We start from the raw sequence: 18,061 nt of genomic DNA, 5'->3' as shown, positions 1-18,061 counted from the left end.
GTGTGCCGCGGCGGCTGGCTTCAGCTGCCGCCGGGGCACACAAGGCGGTGTTCAGCCTTGCTTGCCCTCGGCCTTCGCTTCCTGCCTGGCCTCGGCGTTGGGGGCCGAGGCGGGGGCAGCCGAAGCGGAAGCCGGCGTGGCGGCAGGTGCCGAGGCATCCGCCTGCACGAACGGCACCGGCCTGGCCGGCGCGCCGACCTTGACCTTCTGCAGGCCCTCGACGATCACCTTTTCGCCGCCCTTCAGGCCCTCGGTCACGATCCAGCGGTCGCCGACGGCCTGCGGTGCCTTGACTTGCACCGATGCGACCTTGCCGTCGTTACCCACCACCAGCACGGTGGCGCCCTGCGCGCCGCGGATCAGCGCCCGCTGCGGCACGGTCAGCGCGTTCTCGTCCACGCCCTGCTCGATCTTCACGCGCACGAAGGTGCCGGACAGCAGCTCACGCTTCGGGTTGGGGAACTGCGCGCGCAGCGTGATCGCGCCGGTGGTCGGGTCGACCGTCATGTCCGAGAACAGCAGCTTGCCGGTGTGCTCGTACTCGCGGCCGTCTTCCACATACAGGTGCACGTTGGCGCCGCCGTTGACGCCCTTGACGGCGCCCGATTCGATGGCGCGGCGCAGGCGCGTGACTTCCGAAGCCGGCTGGGTGAAGGTGACCCACATCGGGTCGATCTGCTCCACCAGCGCCAGCTTGGTCGCCTCGCCCTTGCCCACCAGCGCGCCCTCGGTCACCAGCGCGCGGCCGGCGCGGCCGCTGATCGGCGCGGTCACGGTGGTGTAGCTCAGGTTGATCTGGGCGGTGCGCACGGCGGCCTTGGCCGATGCCACGTCGGCATTGGCCTGGCCGGCGGCGGCCACGGCGTCGTCGTATTCCTGCTTGCTGACCGCGTTGACGGCCACCAGCGGCTTGTAGCGCTCGGACTTCAGGCGCGCCGACACGGCGTTGGCCTCGGCGCGCTGCAGCGCGGCCTGGGCCGACGACAGCTCGGCCTGGTAAGGCGCCGGGTCGATGCGGAACATCACCTGGCCGGCCTTCACTTCGCCGCCCTCGGTGTAGTTGCGCGACAGCACGATGCCTTCGACGCGAGCGCGCACTTCGGCCGTGCGCACGCCTTCCAGGCGGCCCGGCAGTTCATTGACGACGGCGACCGGCGACGGCGTCACGGTGACCACGCCCACTTCCGGCGGCGGCGGGGCGCCGCCCTCGGCCTTCTTGTCGCCGCAGGCAGTGAGCGCCAGCGCCGACAGCGCAGCGGCTGCAAAGGTGGCAACGCAACTGATACGTTGGGACTTCCTCATCGATAACCCCATGATGGCAATTTGAGATCTGCCGCGAACGCCCCGGCCTGACTTCTCAGGAAAGCGGAAACGACGCAGCCCGCCGCAATATCTGCAGCGGATAAACGCGTGATGCTAGCCACAAATCGCGTCGACGCGGTGACGAATGCGACGAACGGTGGCTTTTGTATGACGACTGGATTGCCGTCCGGCTGGCCTGCGCAAGGAGTCGCCCAGGGTGCTGGCTATGTCACAGGGGGCGGCTGGCCGAAAGCCGGGCGAGCGCGTATTATATATACATTCAAGCATGTATGTTAAGTCGATTCATCAGCAGGGGCTTTCGGACGCACATCGCGTTGGGCGGAACCGGTAAGAACCATCGGATCCCAGCGAAAAGCCGGCAAACCTGATCCGGTATCCGGCGCAAACCGCCGACTCGGGTTAGGATGCGCGCCGTCCTGTCGGACCCAGGGCTTGCGACAACATCGCCATGTGACGACAACGACCCGCCGCGCGCCTTGCGCGGCACCGGGGAGATTCAACACGCCGGACCGTGGCCACCGTGGCCATGCGCCGCCGGCATATGAGACAGAAATGGTCAGACGCACCAAGGAAGAGGCGCTCGAAACGCGCCACCGGATTCTCGACGCGGCCGAAACCGTGTTCCACGCCCGCGGCGTGGCACGGCCGTCGCTGGCCGACATCGCCGAGGCGGCGGGGGTCACCCGCGGCGCGATCTACTGGCACTTCAAGAACAAGAGCGATGTGTTCGCCGCCATGTGCGACCGCGTGCATCTGCCGGTGGAAGCGCTGTGCGATCCGGAGCGGATCGCGCGCCAGGAAGACCCGCTTGGCGGCGTGCGCGACATCTGCGCCTACGTGATGCGCCAGACCGTGGTGAACCCGCGCCTGCGGCGCGTATTCGAGATCATCTTCCACAAGTGCGAGATGGTGCAGGACAACGGCGCCATCTTCGAGCGGCAGCGCCAGTCGCACAAGGAAGGCCTGGTCAAGATCCGCGAGCACCTGCGCCTGGCGCGCGAGCGCGGCCAGCTGCCGGAGGACCTCGACCTGGACCTGGCCGTCAACGCCTTCCATGCCAGCATCGGCGGCGTGCTGGCGCACTGGCTGTTCTCGCCCGAGGACTTCGACCTCGACGCCAATGCCGAGCGCATGGCGGACGCGTTCATCGATACCCTGAAATTCTCCCCGGCGCTGCGGCTCGGCTATGTGCCGCGCCCGATGGCGCAGCTCGACGACGAACTGTCGACACTGTGCGAGCAGGCCTGCATGAAGGCCGAGAAGGCCACGGGCCTGGACACCAGCGACCTGGTGCCCTGATCTCCTGGCTCCCTGATACCGGTCCGGGCGCTAGCCGCGCACGGCTTCGTGCCAGCGCGCCAGGAAGGCGCGCTTGCGCAGCGTGTCCTGCGCGGCCAGCAGGCCCGGTCCCACGCTGATCGGCTTGAGCGCATAGCCCAGGCGCTCCGACAGCGCCGCGGCGGTATGCACGCTGTCGGTATCGGTGCGGATGGTATAGAGCTGCGTGGTCGACTTGGCCAGCAGCGCCTGGCCCTCGCGCGACAGCAGGAAGTCCAGCCACAGCCGCGCCGCATTTGGCCGCGGCGCGCGCCTGGCGATAAACGCCACCCGCGACATCACCAGCGTGTAGTCGCGTGGCGCAATCACGTCGATCGCGGCGCCGCGCTCCATCAGCGACAGCGCGTAGGAACCCAGCAGGTTGTACCCCATCACCAGTTCGCCGCTGGCGATGCGCTCGACCATCTCGGCGGTCGACGACGACAACTGCACCCGGGCGCGTCCCAGCGCCTGCGCCAGGTACCAGAACTCGTTGCCCATGCGCGCGTCCTGCTGCGCCAGCAGGTAGCCAACGCCGGAGCGCTCCACGTCATACGTCACCACCTTGCCGCGCCAGCGCGGCGCATTTTCCTGCAGCAGCCGCGCCAGCCCGGTGCGGCTGCGCGGCGCGCGCATGCCGGCGAAGTGGTAGCGGTTGTAGACGATCACCGCCGGCTCGAAGGTGGTGCCCCAGGCTTCGTCGCGCCATACCGCCCAGGCCGGCAGGCCGGCGCGCTCGGGCGAGGCGTAGCGCTGGGCGTTGCCGTCGTTGACCAGCTTGATCTGCAGGTCCATGGCGGTGCTCCACAGCACATCGGCATAGCGCGCGCCCGGCGCCGGGCGGCCGCTGCCGAGCGCGGCGGTTTCCGCCAGGAAGCGCTGGTTCAGGTCGACGGTGTTCAGGTCCTCGTAGCGCACCCGGATGCCGGGATAGCGCGTCTCGAACGCCGTAATCAGCGGCTGCGCCACTTCCAGGTCGGTCGAGGCGTAGACCACCACCTCGCCTTCGCGCAGCGCGCGGGCGATGGTGGCGTCATACCCCGACGGGTAGCCAGGCGGCGGCGCCGGCAGCATGGACTGGGCCTGCAGCGGCAATGACGGCGACGTCGCGGCCAGCAGCGAGGCGCCAACCAGCCGGCGGCGCTGCGGTGAGGCGGGTGAGGCGTGATTGACGGGCGACCCATGCGCCGCGGGCGGCATGGTAGCGGACTGCTGGGGCGGACGCTTGGGCACGGTGGTCGGGAAACTGGAGGGCGGCCCTGCAGCGGGCGCGCCGGGACAGGCGGGGCGGGGTTATTATAGGCGCCCGCGGCAGGCGCGCCATAGCGCCGGGGCCGCCTGGCAAGAACCGGCAGAGGAGGGAAACCGGCATGCGCATCCTGCTGGTGGAGGATGAAGTCGAACTGGCACGCTGGGTCGCCCGCGCGCTGGAGCAGGGCGGCTTCGTGATCGAGCACGTCGCCGACGGCCTGCAGGCCGAGGCACGGCTGCAGGCCGAGGAATACGACGCGGTCGTGCTCGACCTGCGCCTGCCCGGCAAGGACGGGCTGGCCGTGCTCAAGTCCATGCGCGGGCGCGACGACCGCACCCCGGTGCTGATCCTGACCGCGCAGGACACGCTCGACGAACGCGTGCGCGGCCTGAACCTTGGCGCCGACGACTACCTGCCCAAGCCCTTCGCCATCGCCGAGCTGGAAGCGCGCCTGCTGGCGCTGATCCGGCGCAGCCGCGGCCGCGCGCACCCGCGCCTGCAGTGCGGCACGCTGGTGTTCGACGGCGAGACCCGCAGCTTTACGCTCGATGGCCAGCCGCTGGCACTGACGCCGCGCGAATCGACGCTGCTGGGCGCGCTGCTGGCGCGCAGCGGCCAGCCGCTGACCAAGGCGCAGCTGCTCGACAAGGTGTTCTCGCTCGACGCCGATGTCTCCCCGGACGCGATCGAGGTGCTGGTCTACCGGCTGCGCAAGAAGCTGGCCGGGCACGGCGTCACCATCGTCACGCTGCGCGGCTTCGGCTACCTGCTGGAGCCAGAGGCCGGGCGCTGACATGCGCTGGATGGCAGCGAATCTGCGCTGGCGCATGGGGCCACGCCATCCCGTGCTGCTGTGGCGGCGCGGCAGCCTGCGCCGCCAGCTGCTGTTGCTGCTGGTGCCGGCGCTGGCGGCGATGATGGCGATCGACACCTGGCTCACCTACGGCACCCTGCGCGATGCCGCCAACCGGGCCTACGACCGCTCGCTGTACGGCTCGATCCGCACCATCGACAACGCCATCGGCATGGCCGGCGAGAGTATCCAGCTCACGCTGCCCGACGCCGCCATGGAAATGTTCGAGAGCGCGGCGCAGACCCATGTGTATTACCGCGTGTCGCTGGAGCGCGCCGGCAAGGTGGAGACCATTACCGGCTACGACGACCTGCCGCTGCCCGCCGGCAACCTCGTCAACAACCAGCCGCGCTTCTACGATACCGAGTACCTGGGCGAGGCGGTGCGCATCGGCGTGATGGCGCGCCCCGTGTACCGGCCCGACGCGCGCATGCGCGTGATCATCCAGGTGGCCGAGACCGCCGAGCCGCGCAGCGCGCTGATCGCCACGGTGTGGCGCAGCGCGCTGGCGCGCGACCTGCTGCTGATCCTGCTGAGCGCCGCTATCCTGGTGGGCGGCGTCACTTACGTGCTGCGTCCGCTCAAGCGGGTGCGCGACGATGTCGAGGCGCGCTCGCCCGACGACCTCGCGCCGCTGGCCTTCGAGCGCGTGCCGTCCGAGGTACGGCCGCTGGTCGATGCGGTCAACCTGCACGTGTCGCGCTCGGCGGCGATGGCGCAGTCGCAGGCGCAGTTCATCGCCGATGCCGCGCACCAGCTGCGCACGCCGCTGGCGATCCTGAAGACGCAGGCCGAATACGCCCAGCGCCAGCTGCGCGGCCCCGATCCGGAAGCCGCGCGCCGCGCCGCGGGCGAGGCGGTGAGCGGCATCGTCACGCAGCTGGAGCAGGCCGCGCGCCTGACCAACCAGTTGCTGGCGCTGGCGCGGGTACGCCAGCACCACGGCGAGAACGCGCAGCCGGGCGAGGCCAGCGACACCATCGACATCATCGACGCCGTCGCCGTGGCCGAGCAGGTGGCGCTCGACTACCTGCCGCTGGCGCGCGGCAAGCAGCAGGACTTCGGCTGGGAGCCGGTGCCGGGGCTGAAGCTGCCGGTGCGCGCCGATCCCGCGCTGCTGCGCGAGGCACTGGCCAACCTCGTGCACAACGCGATCCAGTACTCGCCGCGTGGCAGCCGGATCACCTTGTCGGCAAGCCGCGATGACGAAACGGCCTGCCTGATCGTGGAAGACGACGGGCCGGGCATCCCGGCCGAAGAGCGCGACAAGGTCTTTGCGCGCTTCTATCGCCGCGTGGGCAATGCCGAGCCCGGCTCGGGGCTAGGGCTGGCGATCTCGCGCGAGATGGCGTCGCGCTTCGGCGGCACGGTGGAGCTGGGCGAAGGGCTGCAGGGCACCGGCGTGCGGGCAGTGCTGAAGCTGCCTGTCGGCGAATAACTCGGCCAAGGACGCATCGCGACCGACTGTGGTCTCCCTCTCCCGCAAGCGGGAGAGGGAGCAACCGGCGGCAATCAGCTAACCGAACAGCTCCTCCGCCACCGTCGGATGCAGCTGCACCGTGGTCTGCAATTGCGACTCGCGCACGCCCAGGCGCAGCGCCACCGCCAGCGCCTGCACGATCTCCGGCGCGGCGTTGTCCATCAGGTGCACCCCCAGCACGCGGCCGCTGCGCGCGTTCAGCACCAGCTTGAACACGCTCTGGTACGGCGTGCCGCCGAAGCGGTTTTCCAGCGAGACAAAGCGCTTGACCACGGTGCGGATGCGCTCCGGCTTGCCGGCATCGGCAATTGCCTGCGCCTCGGTCATGCCGACCGCGCCGATGGCAGGTTCGCTGAATACCGCGGTGGGCACGAAATCAAAGTCCGCACGCTCGCCGCGCCGGCCATACAAGCGGTCCGCGAGCCAACGGCCCTGGGCGGTCGCCACCGGCGTCAGGTGCAAGCCGTCGGTGGCATCGCCGATCGCGTAGATCTTGCGCAGGCTGCTGCGGTACTGCTTGTCGACATGGATGCCGCCCTTGTCGCCAAAGGCCACGCCGAGTTCTTCCAGCCCCAGCCCCTGCACATTGGAAATGCGCCCGATCGCCGCCAGCGCGGCCTGCGCGCGCACGGCCTCGGTATGGCCAGGGCGGTCGGTGGGACGGTAGCAGACTTCCACCGCGCCGTTGGCCTGGCTGAGCAAATGCACTTGCGCATTCAGGTGCACGCGCACGCCTCGCGCGGTCAGCGCATCGGTCAGCGCAGCGCCCATCTCATGATCGAAATGGGTCAGCAGCCGGTCGCCGGCGACGATCAGGTCGACCTTGACGCCATAGCGCGACAGGATCGATGCCTGCTCCACGCCGATATAGCCGCCGCCGATCACCGCGACCGAGGCGGGCACGGTCTGCCAGGTAAAGACATCGTCGGAGCTGGCCGCCAGCTCGCCGCCGGGCACGTCCAGCGTGCGCGGGCGCGCGCCGGTGGCGATCAGGATGCGGCGCGCATGGATGGTCTCGTCGCCGACGCGGACTTCATCGGGCGCGGTGACGCGCGCGTCGCCACGCAGGATTTCCACGCCGGATTCATGCAGGCGCTGGGTGTAGCCCGCGTTCAGCCGCGCCACCTCGGCGTTGACGCGCACGATCGCGTCGCGCCAGTCCTCACGCCCGCCGGTGTGCGACAGGCAGCCTGACAGGATCGCCGCCCACGAGGCGCCGTAGGACAGCATCTTCTTGGGTACGCAGCCTCGGTTGACGCAGGTGCCGCCGATGGCATCTCGCTCGACCAGGATCACGCGGGCGCCATGCGCCGCCGCGCGCCGCGCGCAGGCCACGCCGCCGGAGCCGCCGCCGATCACCACCAGGTCGGCTTCGCGCGCCTTGCCGTTGCGGCGCTTGCCTGCACCCTGGCCACGGGCGCGCGGAACGCGTTCCACGGGCGGCGCCGCGCTGACCTGGCGGGCACGCCGCGGTTCGTTGGTCCCCAGCGTTGCGGTGGGGGTTGTCTTGCGCTCGGTCATCCATGCCTCCTGTCGCGGCACGCGGGCCGCATCGACAATCGATCAGGCCGGTGCCACAACACGAAGCTAGGCGGCCGGCCGCAGTTCGGTATTCAGGATCGACGGCCACTCGCGCAGGAAGGTTTCCCCGTCGCGGCGGCCGAGTTCGTAGGCGTGCGTCATGGCATCGGGCCGGGTGTAGTCCCAGCTCGAGATCGGCACGCGTTCCGAGGGCTGCAGGTACAGGCGGCGCTGGCCGCCTTGCTCGATGACGAAACGGCGCGGGCGCGGATAGAGCCGCGTCACCAGCACCAGCACATTGCCCGGCGCGGCGTCGAGCGCATCGACCGGGACGTTATCCACAAGGCCGCCATCGAGCACCGGCCGGCCGTGGCGGCGCAGCACCGGCGTGAAAGGCGGTGTCGACGCCGATTGCAGCAGCAGGTCGGCCAGCTGGTCCGGCGAGGCGCAGTCCTGCGCGCGCACGAACTCGGGCCGGAAGCCCAGCTTGCGCCCCAGCCGCGGGTGCAGCGTCTTGAGCACATGCTTGTCGATGTTGTAGGCCAGCAGACCTGCGGCCACCGCCAGGCGCGGGCCGGTCCAGCGCGGGATATGCGCCACCCCGATGCGGATCTCGGGCGCCTGCTGCAGGTGCGCCAGGCGGCCGTCGGCAAAGATCGTCAGCAGAGCGGTGCGGTAGATGCCGTAGTGGGGGAACACGCGCTCGTTGCGCAGCAGGTTGCCCCAGTAGGCATTGCGGCGGTTGCTGGACAGCACCTCGCGGTAGTAGTCCATGGTCTGGTGCGAGTCGTGCGCATAGACCATGCATGCCGTGGCAGCGCCGGCGGAAATGGCCGCGATCACGCGCGGCCGCAGCCGAAGTTCTGGCGCGACCGTGTCCCACCAGCCCGCCTGCCACCAGCAGCGGTTGCCGCCGCCGGCAAAGACGACCTGGTCGAAGGGATTGGCGTCCGCGCCGGCCGGCATCAGAGCAGCGCGTAGGTGGTGGTGGCCTGCACCGCCAGCTTGCCGTCGGTGCCGGTCAGCTCGATCTCGCCGAACACCACGGTCTTGCCCAGGCGCAGCACGTTGGCGCGCACCAGCACGTCGCCGTCGATCACGGGACGCATGAAGTTGGTGGTGAGCGAGACCGTGGTCATCGGGCGGAAGCCGCCGAGCGCACTCGCGACGGCGACGATCATGGCGGTGTCGGCCGCCGACATCAGCACCTGGCCGCAGACCACGCCACCCGCGTGGCGAAATGATTCGTTGAACGGCAGCCGCAGCGTTACGCCGTTTGCATCGACGGCTTCGGCCCGCAGGCCAAGCTGGCGCACCCAGGGCGCCAACACCCGTTCCAGCGTGGCGTCGATGTCGGCAAGGGCAAGTTGCGGTGAGGCTTCAGACATGGCGGTCCTCGTTCTTGTATCCATGTTCCATGGCCGCGCCCGTGGCCGGCCCGTGGCGGACCGCTACGCTGTCTCCCCCGGCGCGACGCGATGCTTCAGGCAATGATACAGGGGGCCGGTGGCAAGCACCACGAAGGCCATCCGGATCACATGGAAGGCCGTCACCAGCGGCACGCCCAGTTCCAGCACCTTGGCGGTGATGCACATCTCGGCAATGCCGCCGGGCGTGGTGGCCAGGATCATCGTGGCCGGGTGCGCGCCCGACAGCGCCGCCAGCGCCCAGCCGAACAGCGCCGACACCACCAGCGCCAGCACCGTGTACAGCGCCACGCCCGACAGGAAGCGCGGCGCGGTGTGCAGGAACTCGCGCGAGAAGCGCACGCCCAGCGACACCCCGATCAGCAGCTGGCCGGCGCGGCTCATCCAGGTCGGGATCGCCGACAGCTCGATGCCCGATGCCGTCAGCACCGCGGCCGCCAGCAGCGTGCCGATCACGAACGGGTTGGGCATGTTCAGGCGCCTGACCAGCAGCGCCACGCCCAGCGTGATCGCCACCAGCGCCAGCAGGCCCGGCGCGCTGACCACGCGCGGCCCGGGGATGTACGTGTCGAGCCCATGGATGCCGCCGTACTGGAAGATCGCGGGCACCGTCACCACCACCATCAACACGCGCAGCGAATGCGCCGCCGCGACCTGGTCGATGCGGGCGCCATTGCGCTCGGCCAGGTTGGCCATCTCGGAAGCGCCGCCGATGGCTGTGGAAAAGTACGCGGTCTTGAACGCGACGCCGGTGGTCCGGCGCAGCATCAGCGCGCCGCCCGCGCCCATTGCCAGCGCGAACAGCGAGCCGGCGACGATGTACGGCAGGAACTCCACCAGCCGCGCCACCACGTCCGGCGTGAAATACAGCCCGAGCGATGCGCCGATCACCCACTGACCGGCATTGCGCGCCTGCGACGGCGCGCGCAGGTCGGCGCCCCACATGCGCGCCGAGGCGACGGCCAGCAGCGGGCCGATCATCCACGGCAGCGGGGTACGCAGGACGGTGCAGAGCAGGGCGGCGGCCAGCCCGAGTGCCAGCGTGGGCACCGCGGACAGCCAGCGGTTGGCGGCAAGACTCATCGGTCAGCGGCCTGGCGGAGGGGGGCGCCGGCGCTTGTTGTTGTAAGGGGTGGAAATGCAAGGGGCCCGCACGCCATGGCGCCGGGCCCCGGAGAGACTACCGCATGCTAACGCGCATCACGCCGCGTTGTCAGCCTGCGCATGCGCCGAGCCGCGCGCGGCATGCCAGCGCAGCAGGCGCGGGATCACCACCACCGCCACGGTCATGGCCAGGATGGTGGCCGAGATCGGCTGCTTGATGAACAGGCTCCAGTCCCCCTGGCCGATCGACAGCGCATTGCGCAGCTGCTTCTCCGCCATCGGCCCCAGGATCATGCCGACGATCACCGGCGCGGTCGGGAAGTCGAAACGGCGCATCACCATGCCGAGCAGGCCGACCACGAACAGCAGCAGCAGGTCGAACCACGACTGGCGGATGCCGTATGCACCCAGGCCCGCGAAGATCAGGATGCCGCCGTACAGCAGCGGTGTGGGCACGCGCAGCATGCGCACCCACAGGCCGATCGCGGGGAGGTTCAGCACCAGCAGCATGACGTTGCCGATATACAGCGACGCCAGCAGGCCCCACACCAGGTCGCCCGAGGTCTGGAACAGCATCGGGCCCGGCTGCAGGTTGTAGTTCTGGAACGCGGCCAGCAGGATCGCGGTGGTGTTCGAGGTGGGGATACCCAGCGTCAGCAGCGGGGCCAGCGTCGCGGTCACGGCCGAGTTGTTGGCGGCTTCCGGGCCCGCCACGCCTTCGATCGCGCCGACCTTGCCGAATTCGTCCTTGTGGTCCGACAGCTTCTTCTCGGTCGCATACGACAGGAAGGTCGGGATCTCGGCGCCGCCCGCTGGGATCAGGCCGAACGGGAAGCCGATGAACGTGCCGCGGATCCACGCCGGCAACGAACGTTTCCAGTCCGACTTGTTCATGTGGACCGAACTGAGCTTGTTGAAGGTGCCGTCCGGCTGCGGGAAGAACGCGTTGAACAGCGCCTCGCCCACGGCGAACAGGCCGACCGCCACCACCACGATGTCGATGCCGTCGTACAGCTCCTGCACGTTCATCGAGTAGCGCGTCTGGCCCGACAGCGAATCCATGCCGATCAGGCCGATGCCCAGGCCCAGGAACAGCGCCGTCATGCCGCGCAGCAGCGACGAGCCCAGCACCGCGGAGACCGTGGTGAAGGCCAGCAGCATGATCATGAAGTACTCGCCGGGGCCGAACTGCAGCGCCACGTCGGCCGCCACCGGCGCGAACAGCGACAGCATCACGGTGGCAATGGTGCCGGCCACGAACGAGCCGATCGCCGCGGTCGCCAGCGCCGGGCCGGCGCGGCCGTTCTTGGCCATCAGGTTGCCTTCCATGGCCGTGACCATGGTGGAAGACTCGCCCGGCGTATTCATCAGGATCGACGTGGTCGAGCCGCCGTACATCGCGCCGTAGTAGATGCCGGCGAACATGATCAGCGCAGCGGTGGGTTCGACCTTGGCGGTCAGCGGCAGCAGCATCGCCACTGTCAGCGCGGGACCGATGCCCGGCAGCACGCCGATGGCGGTGCCGAGGAAGCAGCCCACCATTGCCCACATCAGGTTGATCGGCGTGATCGCGACGGCAAAGCCGTGCATCAGCATGTTCAGCGTTTCCATTCGAAGACTCCTTGCTGGACGGGCGGGCTCAGAAGCCGGCGATGGGGAGCAGCGGCAGGTTGATGCCGAGCAGGAATTCAAACAGCGCCCACATCGGCACCGTGATGCACAGACCCACGATCAGGTCGCGCACGATGCGGCGGCTGCCGTAGCCGCGCGCCACGCACACCATCAGCAGCGTGGAAGAAAACACGAAGCCGAGCGTGCCGATCAGCGCCATGTTCAGCACCAGGCCGGCGGCGACCCACAGGAAGCCCTTGAAATTGTGCGGCGCGTTGGGCAGCTCGGCATCTTCCTCCGGCATGTTGCGGAAACCACCGCGCACGCCCTGCCAGGTCAGCAGCGCGCCGCACACGGCCAGCCCGACGGCCACCAGCGTGGGCACGAAGCGCGGCGACAGGCCGGCATAGCCCTCTTCGCCGGAGATGCCCGACAGGCCGACAAAGAAAAACAGCGAAAGCGCCAGGACGGCAACGCCGATGGCAACGTGCGAGGGTTTCATGGAGACTCCTTGGCCTTTGTCGCCAGCAAGGGGCTGGCGTCCGCGACGCTGGCTTGGCTGACCTTGCGGCCCGCGCGGCAATGAGGCCCGGCGACATATGGTTGTTGTCTTCGGTATCGCAGGTGGACACCGGGCCCCATGCCGTTTTCCTGCCGCCGGGATCAGCCGGCGGTGTCGGCAGGCACGACAGGTAAAGCGGTTTGATGCGGTAATGCGGTTTCACAGGCCGCGCCGGCTTGGCGCGGCAGCGGGCTTTACTTGGCGACGCCCAGCTCGCGCAGCGTGCCGCCCAGGCGAGCCGATTCGCTGTCGACGAACTTGCCGAACTCGTCGCCGGTCAGCAGGAACGGCGTCCAGTCGTTCTTCTGCAGCGTGTCCTTCCAGGCCTTGCTCTCGGTGGCCTTGACCACCGCGTCGATCATGGCCTTGCGCTGCTCGGGCGTGGTGCCGGGCGCGCCATACACGCCGCGCCAGTTGTAGATCTCGACGTTGACGCCTTGCTCCTTCAGCGTCGGGATATCGGCGGTGCGGTCCTTGGAGGTCACCGCCAGCGCGCGCATCTTGCCGCTCTTGATGAAGGGCAGGAATTCCGACACGCCGGCGATGCCCACCGTCACGTGGCCGCCCATGATCGAGGCCGAGGCTTCGCCGCCGCCCTGGAACGGCACGTAGTTGATCTTCTTGGGATCGACGCCGCTTTCCTTGGCGACCAGGCCGGCCAGGATATGGTCGATCGAACCCTTGGAGCCGCCGCCCCAGCTGACGCTGCCCGGATTGGCCTTGAGCTGCGTGGTCAGGTCCTTGATCGACTTGATCGGCGAGCTGGCCGGCACGGTGATGACCATGGTGTCGGCGAACAGGCGCGCGATCGGCGTGGCGTTCTTCAGCGTGACCGGCGGCTTGTTGGTCTCGATCGCGCCGACCATCACGGCGCCCACCACCATCAGCGCGTTGGGGTTGCCCTTGTCGGTGTTGACGAACTGCGTCAGCGCGATAGTGCCGCCGGCGCCGCCCTTGTTGTCGTACGAAGCGGTCTTGGCCTGGCCCGCGGCGATCATCGCGGCGCCCAGCGAGCGGCCGGTCTGGTCATAGCCGCCGCCGGGGTTGGCGCCGATCATGACCTTGACGCTGTCCAGCGCATAGGCGGGCGCGGCAACGACGGTGGCGGCAAAGGCGGCCGATGCCAGCGTGGCATGGGCGAAACGGGAAATCGAACGGCGCATAGCGGTCTCCTTGGTAGTAGTACCGGTGATCGCTTGCCAGTCACTGGCGACGCGATCCGACCCGGGGTTCCGGCGGCAGCTTGTGCGTTGCCGGGGGGACGGGGACACGGCTGGCGGCGGCGCGCTCGGCGCTGCCGGGGTTGTCTCCTGTCCGGCGCGGCGTGGCGTGGCCGGGACTGTTTTTGGTTTTTGGTGAACGTCAGACCGGGGTTAGCGGCCATGGGGCGGATTCTAGGCGGGGGAAACTGTCAAAAGGCTGTCAAAAAGCGCAGGAAGGGGTTGGGGTTTACGTGGATGGCAGGGGATTGACGTGTGGATGGGCGGGACTTCGTGGTGGCTCCGCCGTGCAACCCCACTCACCCGGCCGGCTTCGCCTCCAGGCAAGGATCCTTGCGCGCCACCGCCGGCACCACCACCGCCATGTCGAACTCGCCGTCCGCCGCCGCGCTCTCCACATACCCCACGCTGACAACCTTGCCGTCCTCGCCGGCAAGCCAGCGTGGCACCCCCACATCGCGCCGCACATGCCCGTTGCCCGCAATCAGCACCGCGCCGCGCTGCGCGTAAGGCCGCAAGGCCTGCGCCATCACCGCATCACGCGCCGCCTGTGCCGCCAGCATGCCGGGCAGCATCGCCTTCGGGAAATTGCCGCAGTGGCCGCGGTCGAGCACCGCGGTCTGCGCCGCCACCAGGTCAGGCGGCAGTTCGCCGGTCAGCCCAAGCTTCTGGCGTTCGTCCGCCGGGAACAACCCGTCCAGCCCGCCGCGAACAATCTTGCCCGCATCCGCGCGCGACAGGTTGGCCGCGACCAGCGGCAGGTCGTACTGCAGCGCCAGCGCCACCACCGGCCGGTACAGCGGCCACTGCCAGGCGCCGCCGCCTGCCTGCGCGATCAGGTAGTCGGCATCCTTCGGCCGCTCCCGGCGGGCGCGGTCGAGGTCAGCCTGCCGTTCGCGGTCGAACTGCTCCATGGCGATGGCGGGACGCCAGCCCTGCTCGAGCGCGCGCGTCAGCGCGGCCAGCCGCTGCTGCTGGCCGGCGGCATTGTCGTGGACCTCGCCCAGCAGCACGTAGGGCTTGCCGGCAAAGCCGGCGCTGACGGTAGCCGGCGAGGGCCCCGGGGCGGCACAGCCGGCGGTCAGCAAGGCAACCGTTGCGGCTGCCAGCATGGTCGGAACGCGCAAGCGGAATGGCATCACGCAGATTCTTTATGTTGTTTCGCTCCTCGGGACGGCCCGGCCAACGTCTTCAGTGCTGCGACACCGTCTCCCCAGGCACCTTCTCCGGCAGCTTGTTGCCTTCCGAGTCGATCTGCAGCGGCCCCGTGCCCGAGAACCTGTCGAGCGCCAGGTAGATCACCGGCGTGATGAACAGCGTGATCACCTGCGAGAACAGCAGCCCGCCGACCACCGCCAGGCCCAGCGGCTGCCGCAGCTCGGCACCGGCGCCGAGGCCCAGCGCCAGCGGCAGCGCGCCCATCACCGCGGCGAAGGTGGTCATCATGATCGGACGGAAACGCAGCAGGCACGCCTGCCGGATTGCCCTGGCCGGCGTCATGCCTTGCTCGCGCTGCGCCGCCAGCGCGAAGTCGATCATCATGATCGCGTTCTTCTTGACGATGCCGATCAGCATCAGCACACCAATGACAGCGATCAGGGACAGCTCGACATTGAAGATAAACAACGTCAGCAGCGCGCCGACCGCCGCCGAGGGCAGGCCCGCCAGGATGGTCAGCGGGTGGATGTAGCTTTCGTACAGCACGCCCAGCAGCGTGTAGATCACCGCGATGGCGGCCACCAGCAGCACGATCTGCGTGGCCTGCGATGACTGGAACACCGCCGCGTCGCCGCCCCAGCTGGTGAAGATCGACGTTGGCATCGCGATCTCCTGCTTGTAGCGGTCGATGCGCGCCGATGCGTCGCCCAGCGCCGCGCCCGGTGCCAGGTTGAACGACACCGTCACCGACGGCAGCTGCCCCTGGTGGTTGACCGCGATCGGGCCGACGCGGCGCTCGGTGGTGGCAAAGGCTGACAGCGGTACCATCTGGCCGGTCTTGCTGCGCACGTAGAGCTTGGCGAACGCGGTCTCGTCGACGCGGTCGAGGTCGGCCGCCTGCAGGATCACGTAGTAGTTGTCGATCGGCGTGTAGATGGTCGACACCTGCCGCTCGCCGAACGCCGAATACAGCGCGGTGCGCACGTCCTGCATCTGCACGCCAAGCGCGTTGGCCTTGTCGCGGTCGATCGACAGGTGCGCCTCCAGGCCCGACTGCTGCGAGTCGCTGGTGACGTCGCGGAACAGGCTGTCGGTTCGCATCTTCGCCATCAGCTTGTCGGAGTAGTCCTGCAACTGGCCGGCCTTCACGCTCTGCAGCGTGTACTGGTAGCGGCTCTTGCTCTGGCGCCCGCCAAGCTGCAGGTTCTGCACCGGCGCGAAATACACCGCCAGGCCGGGCACGCCGGCCACGTCGCGGCGCAGGGACTCGATCACCTTGGGCATCGCGGCGCGCTCATCGCGCGGCTTGAGCTCGACGAACATGCGGCCGGTGTTGATGGCCGGCGACGGGCCGCCGCCGATGGCCACCACGATGCTCTTGACCGCGGGGTTGGCGCGCATGCGCTCGGCCGCATCGCGCAGGCGCTCGGACATGGCGTCGAAAGAGATGTCCTGCGGGCCTTCGGCATTGACGCGGATCTGGCCGATGTCTTCCTCGGGGAAGAAGCCCTTGGGGATCGTGACGAACAGCACCGCGGTCAGCACGAAGGTCAGGCCTGCCGCCACCAGCACGGTGCGCCGGTGCGCCAGGCACCAGTCCAGTCCGCGCGCATAGCGGTGCAGCGTGAATTCGAACAGGTTCTCGAACCACTGCGTGGAGCGCATGCCCAGGGTCTGCTTCTGTGGCACGGCAGGCTGCGCGATCGCGTGGTCGCCGTAGGCGTGGTGCGACTCATCGACCGGCACGTTCTCGGCCGACAGGAAACGCGCGCACAGCATCGGGATCAGCGTCAGCGACACCGCTGCCGACACCAGGATCGCCAGCGACACCACCGCGGCGAATTCATGGAACAGCAGCCCGATCACACCCGGCATGAAGAAGATCGGGATAAACACGGCCACCAGCGAGATCGAGATCGACATGATGGTGAAGCCCATCTCGCGCGACCCCACCAGCGCGGCCTTCAGCGGCGGCACGCCTTCCTCGATATGGCGCACGATGTTCTCGAGCATGACGATGGCATCGTCGACCACCAGGCCCACGGCCAGTGTGATGGCCAGCAGCGAGACGTTGTCCAGGCTGTAGCCGAACGCCTTCATCAGCGCCACTGTGCCGATCAGCGAGATCGGCAGCGACACCGTCGGGATCAGCGTGGCGGCGGCGCGGCGCAGGAACAGGAAGATCACCATCACCACCAGCGCCACCGTCAGCGCCAGCGTGAACTGCACGTCGTGGATCGATTCGCGGATCGAGCGCGAGCGGTCGTTGACCACCGCCACGTTGACCGAGCCCGGCATCTGCTCGATCAGGCGGGGCAGGGCGCCCTTGATCGCATCGACCACCGCCACGGTATTGGCGTCGGGCTGGCGCAGCACGGCCAGCACGATCGAGCGCTCGTTGTTGAGCCAGCTGCCGGTCTTGATGGTCTCGACGCTGTCCTCCACCTCGGCCACGTCGGACAGCCGCACCAGCGCGCCGTTGGGCTGGCTGGCGACGATGATGTTGCGGAAGGCATCCGCATTGGTCATCTGCCGGTTGGCCTGGATGGTCAGGGTCTGGCGCGCGCTGTCGAGCGTGCCCACGGGGGTGTTGGCATTGGCGCGGTTCAGCGCGGTGGCCAGTTCGTCCAGCGTCAGGCCGCGCGCGGCCAGCGCGTCGGGGTGCGCGCGCACGCGTACGGCAAACCGCTTCTGCCCGAAGATCTGCACCTGTGCCACGCCCGGCAGCGTGGCCAGCGTGGGCGAGATCAGGTTGTCGCCGAAGGCATTCAGGTCTGCCAGGCTCATCGCCGGCGAGTTGATCGCCAGCAGCAGCACAGGCGCGTCGGCCGGGTTGACCTTGCGGTACGACGGCGGCGTCGTCATCTCGATCGGCAGCGAACGCTGCGCGCGGAACAGGGCCGCCTGCACGTCCACGGCCGCGTCGTCGATGTTGCGGTCGTTGTTGAATTCGATCGTGATGCTGGAGTTGCCGAGCGTGTTCGATGAGCTGATCACCGACACGCCGGGGATGGTCGCGAACTGCTTTTCCAGCTGCGTCGCCACCGATGCCGCCATGGTTTCCGGGCTCGCGCCCGGCAGCGTCGCGGTGACCTGGATCACCGGCGAGTTGAAGCTGGGCAGCGCGGCGATCGGAATGGTCGGGTACAGCACGATGCCGGTGACGATCACGGCCAGGCACAGCAGCACCGTCATCACCGGACGGCGGATGCAGAGTTCGGACAGCGTCATGG

The 18,061-nt window shown here is 68.9% G+C and carries 14 protein-coding genes; 3 read left to right on the top strand and 11 right to left on the bottom strand.

Annotated elements, in window-relative coordinates:
* Positions 1 to 51: 51 nt before the first annotated feature.
* Positions 52 to 1,302 (bottom strand): efflux RND transporter periplasmic adaptor subunit, encoded by a 1,251-nt coding sequence (locus tag J8I82_RS18770; RefSeq protein ID WP_209760149.1) that lies wholly within the window; start codon positions 1,300 to 1,302, stop codon positions 52 to 54.
* Positions 1,303 to 1,875: 573 nt separating this feature from the next.
* Between J8I82_RS18770 and J8I82_RS18765 the strand changes: the two genes are divergently transcribed.
* A complete protein-coding gene (locus J8I82_RS18765; RefSeq protein WP_209760147.1) occupies positions 1,876 to 2,622 on the top strand; it encodes a TetR family transcriptional regulator in 747 nt (248 codons plus the stop codon).
* Between the two features lie 30 nt (positions 2,623 to 2,652).
* Here J8I82_RS18765 and J8I82_RS18760 read toward each other — a convergent pair whose 3' ends face one another.
* On the bottom strand, positions 2,653 to 3,840 hold the full coding sequence (locus J8I82_RS18760) for an ABC transporter substrate-binding protein (RefSeq protein WP_209760145.1): 1,188 nt from the start codon (positions 3,838 to 3,840) through the stop codon (positions 2,653 to 2,655).
* A 170-nt stretch (positions 3,841 to 4,010) separates the two neighbouring features.
* Between J8I82_RS18760 and J8I82_RS18755 the strand changes: the two genes are divergently transcribed.
* Together J8I82_RS18755 and J8I82_RS18750 are read left to right on the top strand one after the other, a co-directional pair.
* Positions 4,011 to 4,685 (top strand): response regulator, encoded by a 675-nt coding sequence (locus tag J8I82_RS18755; RefSeq protein WP_063239986.1) that lies wholly within the window; start codon positions 4,011 to 4,013, stop codon positions 4,683 to 4,685.
* A 34-nt stretch (positions 4,686 to 4,719) separates the two neighbouring features.
* Positions 4,720 to 6,183, top strand: a complete 1,464-nt coding sequence (locus J8I82_RS18750) for a sensor histidine kinase (RefSeq protein ID WP_209760390.1) — start codon at positions 4,720 to 4,722, stop codon at positions 6,181 to 6,183.
* 78 nt (positions 6,184 to 6,261) lie between these two features.
* Here the strand turns inward: J8I82_RS18750 and J8I82_RS18745 are convergent, their stop codons facing one another.
* The 9 genes from J8I82_RS18745 to J8I82_RS18705 all read right to left on the bottom strand — a co-directional run bounded on the left by J8I82_RS18745 (position 6,262) and on the right by J8I82_RS18705 (position 18,059).
* Positions 6,262 to 7,746, bottom strand: a complete 1,485-nt coding sequence (locus J8I82_RS18745; RefSeq protein WP_209760143.1) for a dihydrolipoyl dehydrogenase family protein — start codon at positions 7,744 to 7,746, stop codon at positions 6,262 to 6,264.
* A gap of 66 nt (positions 7,747 to 7,812) precedes the next feature.
* Positions 7,813 to 8,712, bottom strand: a complete 900-nt coding sequence (locus J8I82_RS18740; RefSeq protein ID WP_209760141.1) for a patatin-like phospholipase family protein — start codon at positions 8,710 to 8,712, stop codon at positions 7,813 to 7,815.
* Entirely contained in the window at positions 8,712 to 9,134 is a 423-nt protein-coding gene (locus J8I82_RS18735) for a PaaI family thioesterase (protein WP_051320415.1), read from the bottom strand. Before J8I82_RS18735 ends, J8I82_RS18740 begins: the two co-directional genes overlap by 1 nt.
* 63 nt (positions 9,135 to 9,197) lie before the next feature.
* Positions 9,198 to 10,256 (bottom strand): AbrB family transcriptional regulator, encoded by a 1,059-nt coding sequence (locus tag J8I82_RS18730; RefSeq protein WP_209760139.1) that lies wholly within the window; start codon positions 10,254 to 10,256, stop codon positions 9,198 to 9,200.
* 117 nt (positions 10,257 to 10,373) lie between these two features.
* A complete protein-coding gene (locus J8I82_RS18725; protein WP_209760137.1) occupies positions 10,374 to 11,888 on the bottom strand; it encodes a tripartite tricarboxylate transporter permease in 1,515 nt (504 codons plus the stop codon).
* A 28-nt stretch (positions 11,889 to 11,916) separates the two neighbouring features.
* Complete coding sequence (locus tag J8I82_RS18720; protein ID WP_209760134.1) at positions 11,917 to 12,390, bottom strand: tripartite tricarboxylate transporter TctB family protein; 474 nt, start codon at positions 12,388 to 12,390, stop codon at positions 11,917 to 11,919.
* Between the two features lie 254 nt (positions 12,391 to 12,644).
* On the bottom strand, positions 12,645 to 13,613 hold the full coding sequence (locus J8I82_RS18715) for a Bug family tripartite tricarboxylate transporter substrate binding protein (RefSeq protein ID WP_209760133.1): 969 nt from the start codon (positions 13,611 to 13,613) through the stop codon (positions 12,645 to 12,647).
* A gap of 356 nt (positions 13,614 to 13,969) precedes the next feature.
* Positions 13,970 to 14,809, bottom strand: a complete 840-nt coding sequence (locus J8I82_RS18710) for a ChaN family lipoprotein (RefSeq protein ID WP_209760131.1) — start codon at positions 14,807 to 14,809, stop codon at positions 13,970 to 13,972.
* A 52-nt stretch (positions 14,810 to 14,861) separates the two neighbouring features.
* Positions 14,862 to 18,059, bottom strand: a complete 3,198-nt coding sequence (locus tag J8I82_RS18705; RefSeq protein ID WP_209760129.1) for an efflux RND transporter permease subunit — start codon at positions 18,057 to 18,059, stop codon at positions 14,862 to 14,864.
* Positions 18,060 to 18,061: the final 2 nt, after the last annotated feature.

Origin of the sequence: Cupriavidus consociatus (genome assembly GCF_017814975.1) — a bacterium.
Lineage (GTDB): Bacteria > Pseudomonadota > Gammaproteobacteria > Burkholderiales > Burkholderiaceae > Cupriavidus > Cupriavidus consociatus.
Note: the sequence above shows the minus strand (reverse complement) of the source record. Positions and strands in the feature narration are given on the sequence as shown.

Bases quoted from the DNA above. Each gene is read 5' to 3' on its own strand.
- J8I82_RS18770 (WP_209760149.1), bottom strand. From the start codon at position 1,302: ATGAGGAAGTCCCAACGTATCAGTTGCGTTGCCACCTTTGCAGCCGCT.
- J8I82_RS18765 (WP_209760147.1), top strand. From the start codon at position 1,876: ATGGTCAGACGCACCAAGGAAGAGGCGCTCGAAACGCGCCACCGGATT.
- J8I82_RS18760 (WP_209760145.1), bottom strand. From the start codon at position 3,840: ATGCCGCCCGCGGCGCATGGGTCGCCCGTCAATCACGCCTCACCCGCC.
- J8I82_RS18755 (WP_063239986.1), top strand. From the start codon at position 4,011: ATGCGCATCCTGCTGGTGGAGGATGAAGTCGAACTGGCACGCTGGGTC.
- J8I82_RS18750 (WP_209760390.1), top strand. From the start codon at position 4,720: ATGGGGCCACGCCATCCCGTGCTGCTGTGGCGGCGCGGCAGCCTGCGC.
- J8I82_RS18745 (WP_209760143.1), bottom strand. From the start codon at position 7,746: ATGACCGAGCGCAAGACAACCCCCACCGCAACGCTGGGGACCAACGAA.
- J8I82_RS18740 (WP_209760141.1), bottom strand. From the start codon at position 8,712: ATGCCGGCCGGCGCGGACGCCAATCCCTTCGACCAGGTCGTCTTTGCC.
- J8I82_RS18735 (WP_051320415.1), bottom strand. From the start codon at position 9,134: ATGTCTGAAGCCTCACCGCAACTTGCCCTTGCCGACATCGACGCCACG.
- J8I82_RS18730 (WP_209760139.1), bottom strand. From the start codon at position 10,256: ATGAGTCTTGCCGCCAACCGCTGGCTGTCCGCGGTGCCCACGCTGGCA.
- J8I82_RS18725 (WP_209760137.1), bottom strand. From the start codon at position 11,888: ATGGAAACGCTGAACATGCTGATGCACGGCTTTGCCGTCGCGATCACG.
- J8I82_RS18720 (WP_209760134.1), bottom strand. From the start codon at position 12,390: ATGAAACCCTCGCACGTTGCCATCGGCGTTGCCGTCCTGGCGCTTTCG.
- J8I82_RS18715 (WP_209760133.1), bottom strand. From the start codon at position 13,613: ATGCGCCGTTCGATTTCCCGTTTCGCCCATGCCACGCTGGCATCGGCC.
- J8I82_RS18710 (WP_209760131.1), bottom strand. From the start codon at position 14,809: ATGCCATTCCGCTTGCGCGTTCCGACCATGCTGGCAGCCGCAACGGTT.
- J8I82_RS18705 (WP_209760129.1), bottom strand. From the start codon at position 18,059: ATGACGCTGTCCGAACTCTGCATCCGCCGTCCGGTGATGACGGTGCTG.